The sequence below is a fragment of the Rhodococcus sp. H36-A4 genome (assembly GCF_027158005.1).
Classification (GTDB): Bacteria; Actinomycetota; Actinomycetes; order Mycobacteriales; family Mycobacteriaceae; genus Rhodococcoides.
Genome location: NZ_JAPVLQ010000001.1, coordinates 930,843 through 951,028, shown reverse-complemented (window position 1 = coordinate 951,028; position 20,186 = coordinate 930,843). Strand labels below are relative to the sequence as shown.

At 61.9% G+C, this 20,186-nt stretch carries 20 protein-coding genes; 10 read left to right on the top strand and 10 right to left on the bottom strand.

Going from position 1 to position 20,186, the window contains the following annotated elements:
• Positions 1-12: 12 nt before the first annotated feature.
• Positions 13-324 (bottom strand): hypothetical protein, encoded by a 312-nt coding sequence (locus tag O1W68_RS04335; protein ID WP_269301629.1) that lies wholly within the window; start codon positions 322-324, stop codon positions 13-15.
• A 155-nt stretch (positions 325-479) separates the two neighbouring features.
• Here O1W68_RS04335 and O1W68_RS04330 point away from each other — a divergent pair, with 155 nt between their 5' ends.
• The gene (locus tag O1W68_RS04330; protein ID WP_269301628.1) at positions 480-1,217 is read left to right on the top strand and encodes a lysophospholipid acyltransferase family protein; all 738 of its coding nucleotides are present in this window, start codon (positions 480-482) and stop codon (positions 1,215-1,217) included.
• 56 nt (positions 1,218-1,273) lie between these two features.
• Positions 1,274-2,032: a 3-oxoacyl-ACP reductase FabG gene (gene fabG, locus O1W68_RS04325; protein WP_269301627.1), complete on the top strand. Its 759-nt coding sequence runs from the start codon at positions 1,274-1,276 to the stop codon at positions 2,030-2,032.
• Between the two features lie 80 nt (positions 2,033-2,112).
• Here fabG and O1W68_RS04320 read toward each other — a convergent pair whose 3' ends face one another.
• The 3 genes from O1W68_RS04320 to O1W68_RS04310 all read right to left on the bottom strand — a co-directional run bounded on the left by O1W68_RS04320 (position 2,113) and on the right by O1W68_RS04310 (position 4,960).
• Entirely contained in the window at positions 2,113-2,958 is an 846-nt protein-coding gene (locus O1W68_RS04320) for a 3-hydroxybutyryl-CoA dehydrogenase (RefSeq protein ID WP_269301793.1), read from the bottom strand.
• Positions 2,959-2,963: 5 nt separating this feature from the next.
• A complete protein-coding gene (locus tag O1W68_RS04315; protein WP_269301626.1) occupies positions 2,964-4,130 on the bottom strand; it encodes an acyl-CoA dehydrogenase in 1,167 nt (388 codons plus the stop codon).
• A 179-nt stretch (positions 4,131-4,309) separates the two neighbouring features.
• A complete protein-coding gene (locus O1W68_RS04310) occupies positions 4,310-4,960 on the bottom strand; it encodes a TetR family transcriptional regulator (protein ID WP_269301625.1) in 651 nt (216 codons plus the stop codon).
• Between the two features lie 121 nt (positions 4,961-5,081).
• Between O1W68_RS04310 and O1W68_RS04305 the strand changes: the two genes are divergently transcribed.
• The gene (locus tag O1W68_RS04305; RefSeq protein ID WP_269301624.1) at positions 5,082-6,458 is read left to right on the top strand and encodes an FGGY family carbohydrate kinase; all 1,377 of its coding nucleotides are present in this window, start codon (positions 5,082-5,084) and stop codon (positions 6,456-6,458) included.
• A gap of 24 nt (positions 6,459-6,482) precedes the next feature.
• On the opposite strand, the gene O1W68_RS04300 is transcribed toward O1W68_RS04305, so the two are convergent.
• Together O1W68_RS04300 and O1W68_RS04295 are read right to left on the bottom strand one after the other, a co-directional pair.
• Positions 6,483-7,952: a mannitol dehydrogenase family protein gene (locus O1W68_RS04300; RefSeq protein WP_269301623.1), complete on the bottom strand. Its 1,470-nt coding sequence runs from the start codon at positions 7,950-7,952 to the stop codon at positions 6,483-6,485.
• A complete protein-coding gene (locus O1W68_RS04295) occupies positions 7,949-8,971 on the bottom strand; it encodes an NAD(P)-dependent alcohol dehydrogenase (protein ID WP_269301792.1) in 1,023 nt (340 codons plus the stop codon). The genes O1W68_RS04300 and O1W68_RS04295 overlap by 4 nt, the downstream gene beginning before the upstream one ends.
• Positions 8,972-9,121: 150 nt before the next feature.
• Here O1W68_RS04295 and O1W68_RS04290 point away from each other — a divergent pair, with 150 nt between their 5' ends.
• The 7 genes from O1W68_RS04290 (at position 9,122) to O1W68_RS04260 (ending at position 16,884) form a co-directional block, all read left to right on the top strand.
• The gene (locus O1W68_RS04290) at positions 9,122-10,171 is read left to right on the top strand and encodes a sugar-binding transcriptional regulator (protein ID WP_269301622.1); all 1,050 of its coding nucleotides are present in this window, start codon (positions 9,122-9,124) and stop codon (positions 10,169-10,171) included.
• 38 nt (positions 10,172-10,209) lie between these two features.
• Complete coding sequence (locus O1W68_RS04285) at positions 10,210-11,520, top strand: ABC transporter substrate-binding protein (RefSeq protein WP_442972284.1); 1,311 nt, start codon at positions 10,210-10,212, stop codon at positions 11,518-11,520.
• Positions 11,517-12,467 carry a carbohydrate ABC transporter permease gene (locus O1W68_RS04280; RefSeq protein ID WP_269301621.1) on the top strand — a complete coding sequence of 317 codons (951 nt, stop codon included), beginning with the start codon at positions 11,517-11,519 and terminating at the stop codon, positions 12,465-12,467. Before O1W68_RS04285 ends, O1W68_RS04280 begins: the two co-directional genes overlap by 4 nt.
• Positions 12,467-13,357, top strand: coding sequence for a carbohydrate ABC transporter permease (locus O1W68_RS04275; protein ID WP_269301620.1), 891 nt, complete (start codon positions 12,467-12,469; stop codon positions 13,355-13,357). The genes O1W68_RS04280 and O1W68_RS04275 overlap by 1 nt, the downstream gene beginning before the upstream one ends.
• A gap of 32 nt (positions 13,358-13,389) precedes the next feature.
• Positions 13,390-14,496, top strand: a complete 1,107-nt coding sequence (locus O1W68_RS04270) for an ABC transporter ATP-binding protein (protein ID WP_269301619.1) — start codon at positions 13,390-13,392, stop codon at positions 14,494-14,496.
• A 173-nt stretch (positions 14,497-14,669) separates the two neighbouring features.
• Entirely contained in the window at positions 14,670-15,137 is a 468-nt protein-coding gene (locus O1W68_RS04265; RefSeq protein WP_269301618.1) for an STAS domain-containing protein, read from the top strand.
• Positions 15,138-15,195: 58 nt separating this feature from the next.
• Positions 15,196-16,884 carry an AMP-binding protein gene (locus O1W68_RS04260; protein WP_269301617.1) on the top strand — a complete coding sequence of 563 codons (1,689 nt, stop codon included), beginning with the start codon at positions 15,196-15,198 and terminating at the stop codon, positions 16,882-16,884.
• Between the two features lie 18 nt (positions 16,885-16,902).
• Here O1W68_RS04260 and O1W68_RS04255 read toward each other — a convergent pair whose 3' ends face one another.
• The 4 genes from O1W68_RS04255 to O1W68_RS04240 are packed head-to-tail and all read right to left on the bottom strand — an operon-like array spanning position 16,903 to position 20,179.
• Positions 16,903-17,661 (bottom strand): DUF6390 family protein, encoded by a 759-nt coding sequence (locus O1W68_RS04255; RefSeq protein ID WP_269301616.1) that lies wholly within the window; start codon positions 17,659-17,661, stop codon positions 16,903-16,905.
• 13 nt (positions 17,662-17,674) lie between these two features.
• On the bottom strand, positions 17,675-18,754 hold the full coding sequence (gene hypE, locus O1W68_RS04250; protein WP_269301615.1) for a hydrogenase expression/formation protein HypE: 1,080 nt from the start codon (positions 18,752-18,754) through the stop codon (positions 17,675-17,677).
• Positions 18,747-19,859 (bottom strand): hydrogenase formation protein HypD, encoded by a 1,113-nt coding sequence (gene hypD, locus O1W68_RS04245; RefSeq protein ID WP_269301614.1) that lies wholly within the window; start codon positions 19,857-19,859, stop codon positions 18,747-18,749. The genes hypE and hypD overlap by 8 nt, the downstream gene beginning before the upstream one ends.
• A complete protein-coding gene (locus O1W68_RS04240) occupies positions 19,856-20,179 on the bottom strand; it encodes a HypC/HybG/HupF family hydrogenase formation chaperone (protein ID WP_269301613.1) in 324 nt (107 codons plus the stop codon). Before O1W68_RS04240 ends, hypD begins: the two co-directional genes overlap by 4 nt.
• Between the last annotated feature and the right edge of the window lie 7 nt (positions 20,180-20,186).

Sequence of the window (20,186 nt, the reverse complement as noted above, 5' to 3'; positions counted from 1 at the left end):
CAGACGTGTCGCTCAATCGTGATGCGGTGAGCGATTCCCTGTTTCGCGGTCGATGTCCAGGACGACATCCGGGGAGTCGGGGTGATACAGGATGGGACCAGTTTCTCCCTTTCGCAGAGCGCCCGCACGCAGGGAAAGAAAGCCTCCACCGATCAGCACGATCGTCGCCGCCCCGGCGATCCAGGCCCACCCGCTGAAGCCGCCGCCCAACGCGGTGAGGAGCAAACCTGCAGCCACGACACCGGCCATCATCATGATGACTCCGATTCGGTTCTCAGCAGTCTTGATCCAGCGCGGTCCGTGGTCCTTCTTGTCTTCGGCCATGACTTCCGTCCTTTCAGCAGTCCGTGACGGCTCCTGAAAGCGTCGGACTTGTGTTGCGGTATACCCGCTCGGTAGAGGTTCACACGCGGGACGTATCCCGAGTTTCGCGGCGGGATTTTCAGAGCTTCCGCTATTTGGCTAGGTAAGCTGAATCAATGGATCGACCCGCAGTAATTCTCGCTAACGACGACGCTGTCTACGACTTCTACCTCGAGCATCAGCAGAACCGGCAGGTGGCCAGGATCGCGTACGCCACGCTGGCCCGACGGTTCAAGCCGCGGGTCAGCTACCCTGCTGGCGCGCGTGAAGAAATTCGTAGGCTCGTCTACGACGACACGCGGTTCATCATTGCCGTCAACCATCTGACCGAGAGCGACCCGTACACCCTCGCCGCCGCCGCGTGGGCCAGTCCGCTGCGACCCGGGATCGGGCGCACTCGTGTTCTCGCGAAGGACGAGCTCTTTCAGGAATCGAAGCAGCGCAAGCGAATCGACATGATGGGGGGCATCCCGGTGTTCCGTGGAAAGAACCACGGGCTTCGCGCAGTCAGCGCAGCAGGCAGTCGGATGATGGACGTCAGTGCCGAGCGAATGCGACGCGGCGACGACCTTGCCGTGTTCCCTGAAGGCACCTGCAACCTCGAAGACGCCACCCAGGTTCAACACGTCGGCAGCGGAATCGGCCACATCGCGGCACGGGCCCGCAAGCTCGGCGTCGCGCCGGTCCTGATCTGCATCGGCCTCAGCTACGGACCCGGCTCGTCGAAGCTCAAATCTGCGAGCATCTACATCGACGAGCCGATTACCGAACTGCCGGACAAGCCGATCGAGATCGCGCGCGTCGTCGCTGCCGGATTGCAGAAAGCCGTCGACGGAGCGGTCGCAGCGTACTGAGCAGTAGCTCGATGGCAGCAGAACAGTACAAAGATCCCCGACCATAGGAGATGCACGTGAGCGATCAGATCAAGACAGCCGTCGTAACGGGAAGTGCCCGCGGAATCGGCGCCGCAGTAGCCAAGCGCCTGGCCAAGGACGGATTCGGAGTCGCAGTCGTCGACCTCGACGAGGCCGCCTGTGCCGACACCGTCGGTGCCATCCAAGCCGCCGGCGGCCAGGCCGTCGCAATCGGCGCCAACGTGGCAGACGAAGAGTCTGTGAAGACGGCCGTCGACCGGATCGCCAACGAATTCGGTGCGCCGACCGTGCTCATCAACAATGCCGGTATCACCCGGGACAATCTTCTGTTCAAGATGACCGTCGAAGATTGGGACTCCGTACTCGGGGTGCACCTACGCGGATCCTTCCTGATGACCCGCGCGATCCAGAAGCACATGATCGACGCCAAGTGGGGTCGCATCGTCAACCTGTCGAGCACCTCCGCACTCGGCAACCGTGGCCAGGCCAACTACTCGGCGGCCAAGGCAGGCATGCAGGGCTTCACCAAGACACTGGCCATCGAGCTCGGCAAATTCGGCGTCACCGCCAACGCCATCGCCCCCGGGTTCATCGAAACCGAAATGACCGCCGCGACAGCCGCACGCGTCGGCGTCCCATTCGAGGACTTCAAAGCCGCTGCAGCATCACAGATTCCGGTCAATCGCGTCGGAAATCCGGACGATATCGCGCACCTCGCGTCCTTCTTCGTCAGTGAAGGGGCGGGCTTCATCTCCGGCCAGATCGTCTATGCCGCAGGTGGTCCGAAAGACTGAAAGTCGTTCGGGGATCTGCCCCCGGACATGCGAATGGGCCACCGCAGCCTGCTGCGATGGCCCATTTCTGTCGATATGGCTTAGTAAGAGTAGAAGCCCTTACCGCTTTTGCGTCCGAGCATTCCGGCGTCCACCATGCGCTGCAACAGTGGCGGCGGCGCATAGTGCGGCTCACGGAACTCCGCGTACAGAGACTCCGCGACGGCGAGTGTCACATCGAGGCCGACAGTGTCTGCCAGACGCAACGGACCCATGGGGTGCGCGCATCCGTTGACCATGCCTTCGTCGATATCCTCGGCGGTGGCGAAACCGGACTCGAGCATCCGAATCGCGGACACCAGGTACGGGATCAAGAGCGCGTTGACGATGAACCCGGCGCGGTCACCGGCGCGAATCGTCTTCTTACCCAGCGTGTTCGAGGCGAAGTCGGTGACGGTTGCGACCGTCTCCTCACTGGTGACGAGGCTGACGACGATCTCTACCAGTGGCAGTACCGGCACCGGGTTGAAGAAGTGAACTCCGACGACTTTGTCCGGTCGCCGAGTCGCATTGGCCATCTTGATGACGGGAATCGACGAAGTGTTCGTCGCCAAGATCCCGCTCGGCTTCACGATGGAATCCAGTTTTCCGAACAGGTCGAGCTTCAGCGACTCGATCTCCGGCGCTGCCTCGACCACGAGATCGCGATCGGCGAAGTCGTTGATGTCGAGCGTCAATATGATTGCAGCGCGGGCTTTCTCCGCTGCATCGGCTTCGATACGTCCGGACTTCACGGCACGGGCGAACGACTTGTCGAGACGAGCTTCCGCTGCGTCGGCCGCGGCCTGGCTCGTTTCCAGCACGACGACGGAGCTGCCTGCGCGAGCGCATACTTCGGCGATGCCTGCGCCCATCGTGCCGCCGCCGATGACGCCTACCAATTCGATGTTGCTCATTTGAGCAGCGCCCGGGACATCACGACGCGCTGAATCTGGTTGGTGCCCTCGTAGATCTGCGTGATCTTGGCGTCACGCATCATCCGCTCGACCGGGAAGTCGGTGGTGTATCCGGCGCCGCCGAAAAGCTGCACAGCGTCGGTGGTCACCTCCATGGCAACATCGGATGCGAAGCACTTCGCTGCAGCGGAGATGAAGCCGAGATTCTTTTCACCGCGCTCGGCGCGAGCCGCGGACGAGTAGACCATCAGACGAGCCGCTTCGACCTTCATCGCCATGTCGGCGAGCATGAACTGCACGGCCTGGAAGCTGCTGATCGACTGACCGAACTGCTTGCGATCCTTGGTGTATGCGATGGCGGCGTCGAGTGCGCCCTGCGCCAGACCGACAGCCTGCGCGCCGATGGTGGGACGGGTGTGGTCGAGGGTTTCGAGCGCTGTCTTGAAGCCGGTACCCGGATCACCGATGATGCGATCGCCGGGGATCTTGCAGTTCTCGAAGTAGAGTTCGGCCGTCGGCGAGCCCTTGATTCCGAGCTTCTTTTCCTTCGGTCCGACGACGAATCCCTCGTCGTCCTTGTGCACGATGAACGAGGAGATACCGTTGGCGCCCTTGTCGGGGTCCGTGACGGCCATGACGGTGTACCAATCGGACCTGCCACCGTTGGTGATCCAACACTTGGAGCCGTTGAGGACCCAGCCGTCACCGTCGGCCTTTGCTCGGGTCTTCATGCCGGCTGCATCCGAACCGGCCTCACGCTCGGACAGTGCATACGACGCCATTGCGCCACCTGCGAGCGAGGGGAGGACCTGCTTCTTGAGCTCCTCGGAGCCCTTGAGAATCAGGCCCATGGTGCCGAGCTTGTTGACCGCGGGGATCAGCGAGGAAGAACCGCAGACGCGGGCAACCTCTTCGATGACGATGCAGGTCGCGATGGAGTCCGCACCCTGGCCGTCGTACGCCTCGGGTACGTGGATTGCATTGAAGCCGGAGTTGTTGAGCGCGGTCAGCGCCTCGTCCGGGAAGCGTGCGTCCTCGTCCACCGCTTTGGCGTACGGAGCGATCTCCTTCTCCGAAAGGGCGCGAATTGCCGCGCGCAGTTCGTCGTGCTCGGCGGGAAGTTGAAACAGATCGAAATCAGGATTACCGGCCATGGGTGCCACACTCCTAGGGCTTGACTTCAGGGCACTCAGTGCCACGGATTTGTCCAGTCTACGCCACCTGTGGGCGACCATCAACCCCTTGATGGCACTCGGTGCCAAACGCGCGCGCCCGTGACCGCTTCAATGGTCCATTCATACGATCAGATGTCTTGAACAGCACATTCAAGCGCGAGGGGGAGTCACTTCGTATGCTCCGCCAGCGCCTCGATGACAGCCGCACGCGAGGTGCCCCGGGGAAAGACTGCAACGACGATCTGTTCCGCGCTCGTATCGAATCCGGCTCTGACCTTATGGAGTGCTTCCTGCAGGTCTCTGCTGGTGGTCGGAATACCGTCGCGGATCATCCGTCTCAAGATGTAGTTGTGAGTGGCAGTGATCGATGCCGAAAACTGGAGAATCTCCAGGTGTGAATGCTCGGGTAACGCCGCGCGCAGGTAGTCGACGAACAGCCTGTCGTAGCGAAAGACAGTCACGATCTCGCGATCCCGTAGCGCAGGGTTCTCGTGGACCACCTGGTAGCGAAGTCGTGACTGCTCTTTCCACCCGGAGAACCGTTCGAATACCAGCTGGGCCGCATCGCACACGGCATTCCAGGGGTCCGGGTGCAGCCGGCCAAGAAACGCTGCGGTCTGTTCGAGCAGTATTTCGTGGTCGGCGAAGATGACGTCGTCCTTGCCGCGAAACTGACGAAAGAACGTCCGACGCGAAATGCCCGATGCCTCGGCGATGTCGTCGACGGAGGTGGCCTCGTATCCCTGCACTGCGAACAGATCGAGTGCAGCCTTCGCCACCGAAAGGCGGAAGGCATCGGAATCCTCGGAGTCTCGCATAGTCCAAGAACGTAGTCGAGATTCTTCCGCTGCTGCTACCGATCGCGTTGCACCCGGGGTGACGATCGGCGCCACGGTAGTGTCGTTCGTACGCTCTCGGTGTACAGGAAAGGCGGCCATCTTGGCTCTCGTCGCAGGAATAGACTCCTCCACCCAGTCGTGCAAAGTGTTTGTCCGCGATGCTGATTCGGGCGATCTCGTCCGCAGCGGGCGGGCAAGTCACCCCGACGGCACCGAGATCGACCCGGCGCTGTGGAAATCTGCACTCGACACTGCCATTGCCGACGCCGGAGGTCTCGACGACGTGGATGCGGTCGCCGTCGGCGCGCAGCAACACGGCATGATCTGTCTCGACGACGCCGGGAGTGTCGTCCGCCCGGCGTTGTTGTGGAACGACACCCGCTCGGCATCCTCCGGTCAGGATCTGGTGAACGAACGCGGTGGTGGCAAGGCATGGGTCGACGCGGTCGGCGTCGTGCCGCTGGCGGCGATCACCGTCGCCAAGTTGCGGTGGCTTGCTGACAACGAACCCGGCAATGCCGATCGAACCGCAGCGGTGTGTCTTCCACACGATTGGTTGAGTTGGCATCTCGGTGGTGCGGCCGGATTCGATTCACTGGCGACCGATCGCGGTGATGCGAGCGGCACCGGCTACTACTCCGCCGCCACCGACGACTATCGCGAGGATTTACTGGAACAGGCCATGCGCGGACGGAAGCCTCGGCTTCCTCGCGTTGCGGGACCCTCGGAGCGAATCGGTGTCACGTCGTCGGGAGCCGTGATCGCGCCGGGGACCGGCGACAATGCCGCTGCCGCACTGGGTCTCGGCGTCGGTGTCGGTGATGTCGTCGTCTCGGTCGGTACCTCGGGTGTCGTGTCGGCCGTCACGGACGTTGCTGCTGCAGATGCCTCGGGCATCATCGCCGGATTCGCGGACGCTACCGGCCGGCAATTACCGCTCGTCTGCACCCTCAACGCAGCCCGTGTACTCGACGCTACAGCGTCGTTGTTGGGCGTCGACCACGCCGAACTGTCCAGGTTGGCTTTGTCGACTCGGAGCGAGGGTCTGGTGTTGATTCCCTATTTCGAAGGTGAGCGGACACCGAATCGGCCGGATGCATCGGGCGCCATTCATGGTTTGAGACTGAGTAATTCGACGCCGGGGCACCTTGCCCGCGCAGCAGTAGAGGGACTGCTCTGCGGACTGGCGGACGGGATCGACGCGCTGCGTGCAGCAGGAATCGAGACCCGTCGCGTTCTGCTGATCGGCGGCGGGGCCAAATCTGCGGCGTTACGCGAGTTGGCCCCGGTGATCTTCGGCGTACCCGTCGTCGTCCCCGAGCCCGGAGAATACGTTGCCGACGGCGCGGCACGCCAAGCTGCGTGGGCGCTGGCGGGCACGTCCGAGCCACCGCGCTGGGCATCGGCGCCCGTGCGTACCTACGAGGCCGACCCGGATCTGGCAGTCCGTGAGCGGTACGCCGAAATGCGAGGCTAGCGACGGCCTCTTAGTTGCGTTCTCTCAGTTACGGAGTCCCTCCAACGTCGCTCGGGCGCCGTGCTCGTGGAGCGAGGCGAGCGCCTTGGTGTACTCCGCCACGAATCGCTCGTTGTCGATGAGGTCGCCGAACACCGCTCGGTTTGCGATGAAGGCGGTCGGGTCGTCCTTCTGCTGGAGCGCGAGTGGTACGAGCGAATCCTTCAGTTGGTCGATGATGTAGATCGGCTGACCCTGTTCGTCGATGCCCTCGGCGTACCGCGCCCAGCTCGCGACCACTGCGGTAGCCAACGTGATCGGTCCGCCGGTGTCGAGGTTCGTGCGGATGACGGGCAACAGCCACTTGGGGATGCGGTCCGAGGATTCGGCGCACAGGCGTGCGACGGTGTCGCGGATCTCCGGGTTGGAGAAGCGTTCGATCAAGGTCTTCTTGTACTCGTCGAGGTCGATACCGGGAACCGCCTGGAGTGTGGGGGTGGCCTCGTCGTCCATGTACGCCAATAAGAACTCGGCGAACAACGAGTCCTGTGCAACCTCGTGCACCAGTCGGTATCCGCTGAGGTACCCGAAATAGCACAGTGCCTGATGGCTCGCGTTGAGTAGGCGGAGCTTCATCAACTCGTACGGAGTGACGTCGTCCACGACCTGAACTCCGACGTGTTCGAACGCCGGCCGCCCGAGCGTGAACTTGTCTTCGAGCACCCACTGGGTGAACGGCTCACCTGCGACGGGCCACTGGTCGTCGAGTGCGTACCGGTCCGAAAGCTCCTGTATCACTTCGGGAGTGGTGACCGGGGTGATTCGATCGACCATCGAGTTGGGGAAGGCCCCCTCGGTGGTGATCCACTTCGCCAGAGCGGGGTCCTTCAGGCGAGCAAACGTGGTGAACGTCGACTCCGCGATGTGGCCGTTGCCCTCGATGTTGTCACAGGACATGATGGTGAACGGCTTCATTCCCCGGTCTTTGCGGCGCGCAAGGGCTTCCACGACGAGACCGAACGTGGTCGACGGCGTCGCATCCGGCTCGAGATCCGCCGTGATCGCTGGATTCTCGGTATCGAATTCACCCGTCGTGGCTGAGAAGTTGTATCCCCCTTCGGTGATGGTGAGCGAGACGATTTTGGTGCTCTCGGCTGCCATCTTCTCGATGACGGCATCTGCGTCTTCGGGTGCGAAGAGGTATTCGACTATCGAGCCGATCACCCGGGTGTCCCACGCTCCGTCGGAATGCTTGAGCGCAAGCGTGTAGAGGCAATTCTGCGCCTCCATGACCTCTCTCATCTTTCGGTCCCCGGGCAGCACTCCGACGCCGCAGATTCCCCACTTGGACGCTTCCCCCCGCTGGAGGAGCCGGTCCACATACATTGCTTGGTGTGCACGGTGAAAACCACCGACACCGAAGTGCACTATCCCAGCTGTGACTTCGGATCTGTCGTAAGTGGGTACCTCGACGTCTTCGATGAAGTCGGCGAGGGTGTGCGAATTGAGCTTCATACGTCGATCTCCTTGTGCGAGGACGGTATTACCACTGCCTTGATGCTTCCCGGCAGTGCGTCGGCGTTGAGCGCATCCTCGACGTGTGCGAGGTCGAAGCGGCCGGTGACCATCGAGTCGAGATCGACGCGGCCGGAGAGTACGAGCTCGCGAGCGATCGGCCAGGTGTTCGCGTAGCGGAAGACTCCGGTGAGGACCAGTTCACGATTCTGAATCAGTGAGATCGGCAACGCGTAGTCGGACGCACCCATCCCCACCAAAACGACCGTACCGGCGGGACGGACGGCGTGGATGCCGTCGACGACTGCCCGTGGCGCACCCGACGCATCGATGAACGCGTCGACGTCGAGAGTCCGGACGTCTTCGGTCATCGGGTCGATCAACCGAGTTGCGCCGAATTTCTTCGCATTCTCGCGGCGGTCGGGTGCAATGTCGCTGACGATGATCGTGGTGGCGCCGAACGCGCGAGCCACCTGGGCAGTGACGAGACCTACCGGACCGGCGCCTGCGATCAGCACGCTCGATCCGGCTGTGATACGGGCCTTCTGCGCCGACGCAATCCCCACCGACAACGGTTCGAACAACGCCGCAGCCTCGTCGGAAATCTCGTCGGGAACCGAGTGCGCGAACGCCGATTGGATGAGAACGTACTCTGCCAGCGCGCCGTCGATGGGCGGTGTGGCGAAGAACTCCATCGACGGACACAAGTTGTACCGGCCCGCCCTGGACTGTGAGCTGGTCGGGTCCGGGCGCTGCGGTTCGATCGACACCCGCTGCCCGATGCGCGTATCGGCGACGGAGCAACCGACGCCGACGATGACCCCGGCAGCTTCGTGACCGAGCACCAAAGGCCCGTTGACGACGTGATCGCCGATGCGGCCTTCACGGTAATAGTGAGCATCGGAACCGCAGACGCCGACCGCGGTGACCTGCACGAGAACCTCGTCCGCCGCGGGGGAGGGCACCGGACGGCTTTCCAGACGGATCTCCTGCGGACCGCTGAGAACGCTGACCTGCATGGACTGAGTCACAAGGATCTCCCTGCTTCCGCTCCTCTGATCACGCCGACTCCGCTCTTGGTAGGTGTTGTGTAGATCACACCTTAATGTTAGCTTAATGAGCAGAAGAACACATCGTGAGCATCTGCTCGCTGGTTTGAGGGAGTGATCGTGATCGCATCGGTCCCCGAGGTGTCGGGAGTGGAGCGCTCGTCGAAGTCGAGCGACGACCTCCGACTCGCTCTCCGCGCCGCGTCGATGTACCACCTGGAGGGCGCGACTCAGGCCGAGATCGCGAAGAAGCTCGGTATCTCGCGTCCCACCGCCGGCCGACTCGTCGCCAAGGCCCGAGCGCTGGGTTTGGTGACCATCGAGATCAATGTGCCCGAGGAACTCCAGGGCACCGTGCACGCTGACATCGAAGCCGACTTGGAGCGCGAGTTCGGCCTCACCGAAGCACTTGTCGTTCCCGATGTCATCGACGGCACCGACACCGGGTACGGATCGTTGGGGCGATCCGCCGCGGCGATGCTCTCTCGACGCCTGGAGAGCGCCGACGTCCTCGGGTTCACCTGGGGGCCGGAAACCGTCGCCGTCGCCCGGTCACTCAAGACGCGTGGAGCGCGATGCGACCGTGTGGTCCAACTCGACGGTTCGATGAGTTCGGCCGACTATCAAACAGGCGTCGAATACACCCTGGGGCGATGTGCGCAGTACCTGCAGGCGAAGCCAGTGCGCCTGAACGCGCCGTTGTACGCCGATCCGGCCACAGTGACCGCCCTGCAGCAGGATTCGGTGATATCTCGCGCCCTCCAAGCCGGGACCGAGGCTGATGTGATGATGTACGGCCTCGGTCCAGTTTCCACGTCCACGACCCTGTTCGAGGGCAGCTTCATCGACCTGAACATTCTCGACGAACTGCGCCACCTCGGCGCGGTCGGCGAGATCGGCGGCAGGTTCTTCGACCTCGATGGCACTCCCACCGGGGGATCTTTGCCGGGGCGAACCGTGTCGGTCGGACTCGACGCCATCCGTGACTGTGATCGGGCGATCCTGATCTCCGGTGGCATCAAGAAGCATCAGGCCATTCTCGGTGCACTTCGCGGAGGATTCGCAACTGTGCTGGTGACCGATATCGAAAGTGCACGTTGGTTGATGGCGCACACGAAGGCTGACAGTGGAGCCTGCATGAACGACCAAGAGGGAAAGGTATCCAAGTGAGAGTTCTACCGAAAGTGGCCGTCGCGGCATCGCTCGCGATGACCCTGGTGCTGTCCGGCTGTGCCGGTGCGGGATCGTTCGGCGGTGACGGTGACGGCACGACGATCACCGTGGCCATCGTCTCGAACTCGCAAATGTCCGACGCTATTTCGCTGGCGCCGGAGTTCGAGGAGGAGAACCCAGGAATCAACCTGAAGTTCGTCTCACTGTCGGAGAACGAAGCGCGCGCGAAGATCACTGCCTCCGTGGCGACCGGTGGCGGTGAGTTCGACGTCGTGATGATCAGTAATTTCGAGACGCCGCAGTGGGCCGAGAACGGTTGGCTCACCAACCTTTCGGAGTACGCGAACGACACTCCCGGTTACGACGAGGACGACTTCATTCCGACACTGAAGGAATCCCTCTCCTACGAGGGCAGCATGTACTCGGTGCCGTTCTACGGTGAGTCCTCGTTCCTGATGTACCGCAAGGACCTCATGCAGGAGGCAGGCATCACGATGCCCGCGGAGCCCACCTGGCAAGAGGTCGCCGATGCCGCCGCGAAGCTCGACAATGACGATGTTTCCGGAATCTGTCTACGCGGAAAACCGGGCTGGGGTGAAGTTCTCGCGCCTTTGAACACCGTCATCAATGCGTTCGGTGGACGTTGGTACGACGAGAACTGGAACGCACAGCTCGACAGTCCGCAGGTGGAAGAGGCCGTCCAGTTCTACGTCGACCTCGTTCGCACACACGGTCAAGCAGGTGCAGCGACCAGTGGGTTCAGTGAGTGCGGTACTCAGCTCTCGCAGGGAAACACTGCGATGTGGTACGACGCAACCTCGGCAGTGTCTGTGCTCGAGGATCCCACGTCGAGCAATGTCGTCGGCAAGATCGGGTATGCGAAGGCGCCGAGCGCGGTCAAGGGCGACAACGGCTGGCTGTACTCGTGGGCTCTCGGCATCCCGAAGACGTCGAAGAATCCGGACGAAGCGTGGAAGTTCGTGTCGTGGATGACCAGTAAGGAATACCTGAACAAGGTAGGCAACGAATTAGGTTGGGAGCGTGTGCCTCCGGGGAGCCGCTTGTCGACCTACGAAATTCCCGAGTACAAACAAGCATCGGCTGCGTACGGCCAGGTGACCCTCGACTCCATCAATGGTGCGGACCCGAACAAGCCGACCGTGGATCCGGTTCCCTACACCGGAGTGCAGTTCCTGACCATCCCGGAATTCCAGGATCTCGGAACCCGCGTCAGTCAACAGATCAGCGCTGCAGTGGCAGGACAGATCAGCGTCCAGGACGCGCTCGCGCAAGCGCAGCAATACGCCGAAGTGGTCGGTAAGACGTATCAGGAGGGCCAGGGATGACCACAACCGAAGTGCAATCGCCACAGGCGGATTCGGAAAAGTTCGTACCTAGACCGTGGGTGATCTCGAAAGCGGAGGGTTGGCGTCGTCGCGGGCCGTTGCTACCGGCCATGATCTTTGCGATCATCGTCACCCAGGTGCCGTTCCTGTTCACGCTGTACTACTCGACGCAATCATGGAACCTCGTGCGGCCAGGGTCACAGGAGTTCAACGGGCTCAACAACTACGTCGACGTGTTCCGTGACAGTCAGTTCCGTCAGGTCGCCCTCAACACCGTGATCATGATCGTCGGAACTGTCCTCATCTCCGTCATTCTGGGGCTCTTCCTCGCGTTGCTGCTCGATCGGAAGTTCATCGGCCGCAGCTTGATTCGCACACTGCTGATCACACCGTTCCTGATCACCCCGGTTGCGGGCGCGCTGATCTGGAAGACCACGATGTTCGACCCGGTCTTCGGTTTGATCAACTTCGCTCTCAGTCCGTTCGGGGTCGGCCAGATCGACTGGGTCTCACGCTTTCCGTTGGCCGCGGTGATGACGAACCTGGTGTGGCAGTGGACGCCCTTCATGATGCTGTTGATCCTCGCCGGTCTGCAGTCGATGCCGAAGGACATCGCCGAGGCTGCCCGCGTCGACGGTGCAGGGCCGTTCAAGCTCTTCCGCGAACTCACGTTCCCGCATCTACGACGCTTCATCGAACTCGGCGCCGTTCTCGGCGCGATCTACCTGGTCAACACCTTCGACGCCGTCTACATGATGACCTCCGGCGGACCCGGCGTCGCCAGTGCCAACTTGCCCTTCTACATCTACCAGCGTGCGTTCCTCGGATTCGACATCGGCCAGGCAGCGGCCATGGGCGTGGTCACCGTGGTCGCAACCATCATCGTCAGCACCCTGGCGCTGAGACTGATCTTCAAGAGCTTCAGTGGAAACGAGGAGGCTGCGTGATGAGTACGGCAACCACGAACAAGAAGCGTAAGAAAGCAGTGCCGCAGACCTCGGACGGCGTGGCGATCAAGCGTAAGAGCAACTGGGGGCCGGGCACCGTCTGGTCTGTCGTTGCGTGGGTCGCCGGGATCGTCTTCTTCTTCCCGGTGCTCTGGATGGTCCTCACCGGCTTCAAGCAGGAGGCCGACGCGTATTCGGATCCACCGAAACTGTTCTTCACCCCGACGCTCGATCAGTACCGCGGGGTACTCGACAGTGGTATCGGCACTGCGCTGCTCAACTCTGCTTTCGCGACGATCGTATCGACGCTTCTCGTTCTGCTGCTCGGTGTTCCGGCTGCCTTTGCATTGTCGCTTCGGCCGGTCAAGAAGACGAAGGACGTGCTGTTCTTCTTCATCTCCACCAAGATGCTCCCGGTCGTCGCGGCCATCGTGCCGCTGTACGTCATCGTGGGTGACATCGGCATGTTGGACAACATCTGGACGCTGGTGATCCTCTACACCGCGATGAACCTTCCGATCGCGGTGTGGATGATGCGTTCGTTCTTCCTCGAGGTGCCGAGCGAACTGCTCGAGGCCGCGAGCATGGACGGTGCGTCGCTGTGGACCTCGGTCCGTGAGGTGATTCTGCCTCTCGTCTCTCCAGGAATCGCCGCGACGTCGCTGATCTGTGTGATCTTCTCGTGGAACGAGTTCTTCTTCGCAGTCAACCTCACAGCTGTTCAGGCACAGACCATTCCGGTCTATCTCGTCGGATTCATCACCGGTCAAGGACTGTACTGGGCCCAGCTGTCCGCCGCTGCGACGTTCGCAGCACTCCCCGTCGTCCTCGCTGGGTGGTTTGCGCAGAACAAGCTCGTGCGCGGTCTGTCCTTCGGCGCCATCAAGTAACTCGGCCCTTTCACGAACCAGGAGAACAAGTCATGGCTGCAATCAAGTACAAAAAGGCATCCTGCGTCTACGAAGGTGCCGACTCGCTCGCTGTCGATTCACTCGATCTGGACATCCAGGACGGCGAATTCGTGGTCCTCGTCGGACCTTCCGGTTCCGGTAAGTCCACGGCACTCCGGATGCTCGCGGGCCTCGAGGAGATCGACGGTGGAGCCATCGAAATCGGTGGGCAGAACATGGTCGGGGTCCCCTCGAAGGATCGCGATATCGCGATGGTGTTCCAGAACTACGCCCTCTACCCCAACAAGACCGTCGGGGAGAACATGGGGTTCGCGCTCAAGATGCGCGGCGTTCCGCTCGAGGAGCGTAAGAAGAAGGTGGCCGACGCGGCCAAGATTCTCGACCTGACGGACTTCCTGGATCGCAAGCCGGGGAAGCTCTCCGGCGGTCAGCGTCAGCGAGTTGCCATGGGACGCGCCATAGTTCGTGAACCGCAGGTGTTCTGCATGGATGAGCCGTTGAGTAACCTCGACGCGAAACTGCGCGTTCAGACTCGTACCCAGATCGCTGCGTTGCAGCGCAGGCTCGGCACGACGACTGTCTACGTCACCCATGACCAGGTGGAGGCGATGACGATGGGCGATCGCGTTGCAGTGCTGCGCGGGGGCAAGCTGCAGCAGTTCGCAAGTCCGACGGATCTCTACGACCACCCTGTCAACGCTTTCGTGGCCGGTTTCATCGGCTCTCCTGCCATGAACTTGATGACGGTTCCCATCGGATCGGGGGGTGTCCAGATCGGAAACTTCCTCTTGCCGCTCGAGCGCGAGGAGCTCACCAAGCTCGCGAGCCTCGATCTCGACAACGTGACGATCGGCCTGCGGCCCGAGCAGCTCGGGATCGTGCACGGCACCGGGGAGGGCTTCGAGGGCAAGGTCGATCTGATCGAAGAGCTCGGCAGCGAGTCCTACGTGTACGCGCATCTGGATGATCCGAAGGTCAAGGGCCTCGACGGCGGACCGGTATCGCTCGTCGCGCGCTCGGCGGTGCGTGCGCCGGCGAAGATCGGTGAGAGCATCGGTTTGAGCAGGCTCGACGGCGCTGTTCACCTGTTCCATCCGGAAACCGGCGAGCGGATCTAGGCGCTTTCTCCTACGTGTGCGGTAGCTCGGTGCCCTCCGAGCTACCGCACACGCGCAGGGCCGGCGTTATCGATCCGTGATTCAACGTCGACTGTTCTGTTATCTTTGCCGCTGCTCGCTCGACATCGGCGCCGTGCAAAATTGGTCCCTCAACGAACCTTGAGGTGGCCCCTATGTCAGGTCTTTCGGACGCGCATTCGATGCTCTCACGTGGTGCGCCACGCCTGCTCATCCAGGATCCATCCCCACCTCTTGTCGTTCACAACCTCCATGTTTCCGAAAGCAAGCACGGAGAGTGTCTTCGCGTCGTCGTCAGCGGTGAAGTCGACCTCGGGACGGTCTCGCAGTTCCGGGCTGCACTCTTCAGTGCATCGAACAGGACGATCGGTGCGCTCATCGTCGACATTCGCGAAGTGACATTCCTTGGTGTGCCGGGGCTGTCCTGCCTCGTCGACCTGGTACGGGGCAACATGCTGACTGCGCTGGCGATCGTCGCCACCACCCATGCGGCGCGTAGGTCCATCGAGATCATCGGCCAGGATCCCGACCTCGTGGTGTTCTCTCGACTCGCTGATGCGCTGCATTACGTGGACGCTGGACCCTGCCCGGGTTACCCCTGTTCGGGGGTAGCGCATCGGTAGCTGTGAGTCATAGCGTGAGTCGAGCTAGCGAGAGACGTGCGCCACAGCAGGGAGAAACATGACGAACGTGACGGAATACGACGCCTTCAAGTCGGCCAGAGATCTGCTTCTCGATGCTTACGGCGACTACGACGCTGCCGTATCGAACTTTCGCTGGCCCGATCTGGGTGAGCGGTTCAACTGGGCAATCGACTGGTTCGACGGTATCGCTCGCGGCAACGAGAAGACTGCGCTCTGGATCGTCGAAGAAGACGGGTCCGAAGCGAAGTACAGCTTCGATGCGATGTCGCACCGCTCGGATCAGGTTGCTCGGTGGCTCTCCGGGCTCGGTATCGGCCGCGGGGATTCCGTGATTCTCATGCTCGGAAACCAGGTCGAGCTGTGGGATTCGATGCTCGCGGTGATGAAGCTCGGCGCCGTACTGATGCCGACGACCACGGCGATCGGCTCGGCCGATCTCACCGACAGAGTCGAACGCGGCCAGGCTCGAGCCGTCATCGCGAACCCAACGGATACCTCCAAGTTCGAGGAAGTGCCCGGGGACTACCTGAAAATCGTGGTCGGAGATGCGGACGGGTGGACCAACCTTCACGCAGCCTACGACGTCGAGAGTCCTGAGCCGTTCGAGACCGTGACTGCCCCGTCCGACCGTTTGCTCCTGTATTTCACCTCGGGAACGACGAGTAAGCCCAAGCTCGTCGAGCACACGCAGGTGTCCTATCCGGTAGGGCATTTGAGCACGATGTACTTCCTCGGCCTGAAGCCGGGAGATGTGCACCTGAACATCAGCTCACCCGGCTGGGCGAAGCATGCGTGGAGTTGCTTCTTCGCGCCGTGGATCGCCGAAGCCACCATCTTCATCTACAACTACACGCGCTTCGACGCGAGTGCTCTCCTCGATCAGATTCGTCGCGCCGAGGTGACGACGTTCTGTGCTCCACCGACCGTGTGGCGCATGCTCATTCAGGCCGACATCTCCGGCGGAGGTGGCGCTCTACGTGAAGCGATCGGCGCAGGGGAGCCGCTGAACCCCGAGGTCATCTCGAGGGTGCAGAACGAGTGGGGCCTCAACATTCGCGACGGGTTCGGTCAGACGGAAACCACTGCCCTGGTAGCGAACACGCCAGGAGCGAAACTGAAGTTCGGTGCCATGGGCCGTCCGTTGCCTGGTATCCCGGTCGTCATCATCGATCCGGTGACGGGCGAGGAAGCCGACGAAGGTGAAATCTGTCTCGATCTGGCAAAGAAGCCGTTCAACCTGATGACGGGATACCTCGGCAACCCGGCTCGCAACGAGGAAGTCATGTCCGGTGGCTACTACCACACAGGCGATGTGGCCTCCCGCGACGAAGACGGTTACATCACCTACGTCGGTCGCACCGATGACGTCTTCAAGGCCTCGGACTACAAGGTGTCACCGTTCGAACTCGAAAGCGTGCTGATCGAGCACCCCGCCGTCGCCGAAGCTGCCGTCGTACCGGCACCCGACGAAACACGACTTGCAGTCCCGAAGGCGTACGTGGCCCTGGCGGCAGGCTGGGAGCCGAACGAGGAGACCGCCTTTCAGATCCTGAAATACGCACGCGAGCATCTGGCCCCGTACCTGCGAATCCGAAGGATCGAGTTCTTCGAACTGCCGAAGACGATCTCGGGCAAGATCCGACGCGTCGAACTTCGGGCTCGCGAAGACTCCGGCGAGGTGCTCTCGGCAGAGTGGCGGGACGATCAGTTCACCGGGCTGAAGTAGTCCGGGCGCGGGGCGTGCTCACAGTGACTGCAATGCGCGGTTTGCGACGCTGATCGAGGCGGTGGTGCACCGACGCAGGTGCGCCACCTCAGTGATGTCGAGCCGGTCGCACACCCAATCCCAATGCAGCGACACCACATCGCCCACCTTGGGCTCAGCAAGCAGTGAGCGGCCCGCGGAACTCCACCGGGCTTTCTCGGATATCGGTTCGGCGAGGGAAAGTGTGCCGCCCCGAAACCGTAGTGGCTCCGAGAGTAGATGCACGTGTTCGCCTTCTACCGAGATGACGGTGCCCCAACGGATGCGGCATTGTTGAAGCACTGTGAGCGGTACGTCGGCCACGCGCGGCAGTAGCCGAAGCCACGGGTAGACGGCGAAGACGTGAAAGCTGTGATGAGCCATGCAGTCGGCGCCGGCGTCGAGCTCGTGCACCACACCGCCGTTTTGCCCGGCGAAGTCGATACGCAGCCGCGCCATCAGAGCATTCGGGTCGACCGCAGAGGTGAGAGCACTACCCACCCAATACGCGTGCACCACCTCGACATCAAGGGGATCGCCGTCGCCCAGCGCGGAGGCCAACGTTTCCAGATACGGCCAGGCGCCGTCGAAACTGCGGGCACGCTCGCGCAGATTCATGTCACCGACGCCGGAACTGAGATGCCCGAGAAGGTCCTCCGAACCATCCGGCCCGCAGTATCCGAGTTCGTTCGGTGGATAGGCGTACCGATTGAACAGGACAGGACCGCTCTGCCTGCTGTCGAGATTCCTTGTCTTCACGTGGGTCTTGCCTTCAGCAGATTCGCGGAAGCTGTTCGCCTAGAGGTAGATCCACCACCCGGCTCGCTCCCAGCGTCGTACGAGCCACCACCATGCCCGGGTGATCGGATACGCATTCGCCGATAGCGGTCGCATTGGCCCCGAGTGGGTGCGTGCGCATTGCTTCGAGCACCCGATCGGCGTCCGCGCGCGAGACGAAGGCGAGAAGTTTGCCTTCGTTCGCCACGAAGAGAGGATCGAGACCGAGCACCCCACACGCGTCGCGTACAGCGCCGGGAATCGGCAACTCGCGCTCGACTACTGCAATCCCTACCGCGGCAGCCTTAGCGATTTCGTTGAGAGTTGCTGCAACGCCGCCTCTCGTGGGATCGCGCAAAGTGTGTATGTCGGCACCGGTTGCCAACATCGTGGCTACCAGCCCGTTGAGTGGCGCCGAGTCCGAGAGCACTTCGGTGCCGAATTCGAGACCCTCCCGGCAACTCATGACGGCGATGCCATGGACGCCGATGTCGCCACTGACAATGACGACATCTCCCACTGCGGCGCGTCCGGGGTTGATGTCGACTCCGTCGTCGATGACGCCGATTCCGGCCGTGTTGATGAACACGCCGTCGCCGTGGCCGGAGTCGACAACCTTGGTGTCTCCGGTCACGAGGCTCACGCCGGCCGCAAGAGCTGCCGTACCCATCGCAGTGGCGATACGAGCGATGTCGGATAGTGCTGTTCCCTCCTCGAGGATGAATGCGGTGGACAACACCATTGGGCGCGCTCCGGACATGGCAAGGTCGTTGACCGTCCCGTTGACGGCGAGATCACCGATCGTTCCGCCCGGGAATACCATCGGCTTCACGACGTACGAGTCCGTCGAAAACGCCAATCTCGCGCCGCCGAGGGTCAGCACGGCCGAATCTCCGAGGCCCGCATCGGCTGCGGAGCCGAACGCAGGAAGAAAGAGATGCTCGATCAGCTCTGCGGAGAGTGCTCCGCCGCCGCCGTGACCCATGACGATGTTCGGTGAATCGCGAAGGGGCGCTGGACACACCCACGATTCCATGTCGATCGTTGCCGCGACATCGGACCCGTTCTCACGCATGACTTACCGCCGCAGGCTGTTCGAGCCGCCGGTACAGGTAGTAGGCAGCGCACGCTCCCTCGGAAGACACCATTGTCGCGCCGAGTGGATTTCGGGGCGTGCATTCCTTTCCGAAGGCTGCACACTCGTTCGGCTTGATGAGGCCTTGTAGTACTTCGCCCGACCTGCAGATCGAAGACTCCGCGGTATGGATACCGGACACCGAGAAGCGTGGTTCGGCATCGAAATCGCGATAGGCCTGCGACAACTTCCAGCCGCTCTGCGGAATCATCCCGATCCCGCGCCACGTTCGATCCGTCACTTCGAAGACCTCGGCCAGCATGGCTTGTGCCGGCGAATTGCCAGCCGCCGTCACCGCACGAGGATACGCATTCTCCAGCTCGTGACGCCCTGATTCCAATTGCAGCACAGTGCGTCTGATGCCCTCCAGGATATCCAGGGGCTCGAAACCGGTCACCACCATGGGTACCATGTACTTTTCGGCGAGGGCGGGGTAGTCACCGGTACCCATCACGCTGCACACGTGGCCCGCTGCGAGGAATGCTTGCACCCGGCATGACGGTGACTCCATGATCGCAGCGATCGCAGGCGGCACGAGAACGTGTGAGACGAGCAGTGAAAAATTTCGAATCCCTTGCTTCTTGGCCTGGTAGACAGTCATTGCATTGGCCGGTGCCGTCGTCTCGAATCCGATGCCGAAGAACACGACTTCGTGATCAGGATTGTCTTTTGCGATGGTCAACGCGTCGAGAGGCGAGTACACGACGCGGATGTCGCCCCCCGCGCTCTTGATGTGAAAGAGATCCTGTGAGCTTCCGGGGACGCGGAGCATGTCGCCGAAGGAACAGAAGATCACACCGGGCTCGGCAGCAATCGCCAGAGCCTTGTCGATGATTTCGAGCGGTGTGACACATACCGGGCATCCGGGACCATGAATCATCTCTATGCTGTCGGGCAGAAGCTGGTCGATCCCATGCCGAATAATCGAATGTGTCTGCCCGCCGCAGACTTCCATGATCGCCCAGGGTTGGGTGGTAGCAGCGTGGATCTGTTCGAGCAGGCGCCCCGCCAGCTCAGGATTACTGAACTCGTCCAGATACTTCATGATCGAACTCCCTTGCTGGTATCGGTGCTATCGGCTATCGGCTCGTTGCCTGCCTGCCGGGCCGCGCGTGCGAATCCGTCGCCGAACTCCTCGTCGAGGATGTTCATCCGTTCGAACTCCGCGAGCGTCTGCAATGCGGACACCTCGTCGAGCCGTTGAATCGCGAAACCGACGTGTACCACTACGTACTCACCGGCGATCGCGTCCGGAATGTACTGCAAGCACACCTCCTTGCGAAGTCCACCGAAGTCGACTTCCGCCATCAGCGTGCCGTCGCGATCCTCCAAGCTCATGATCTTTCCGGGTACAGCCAGGCACATGGTCTTG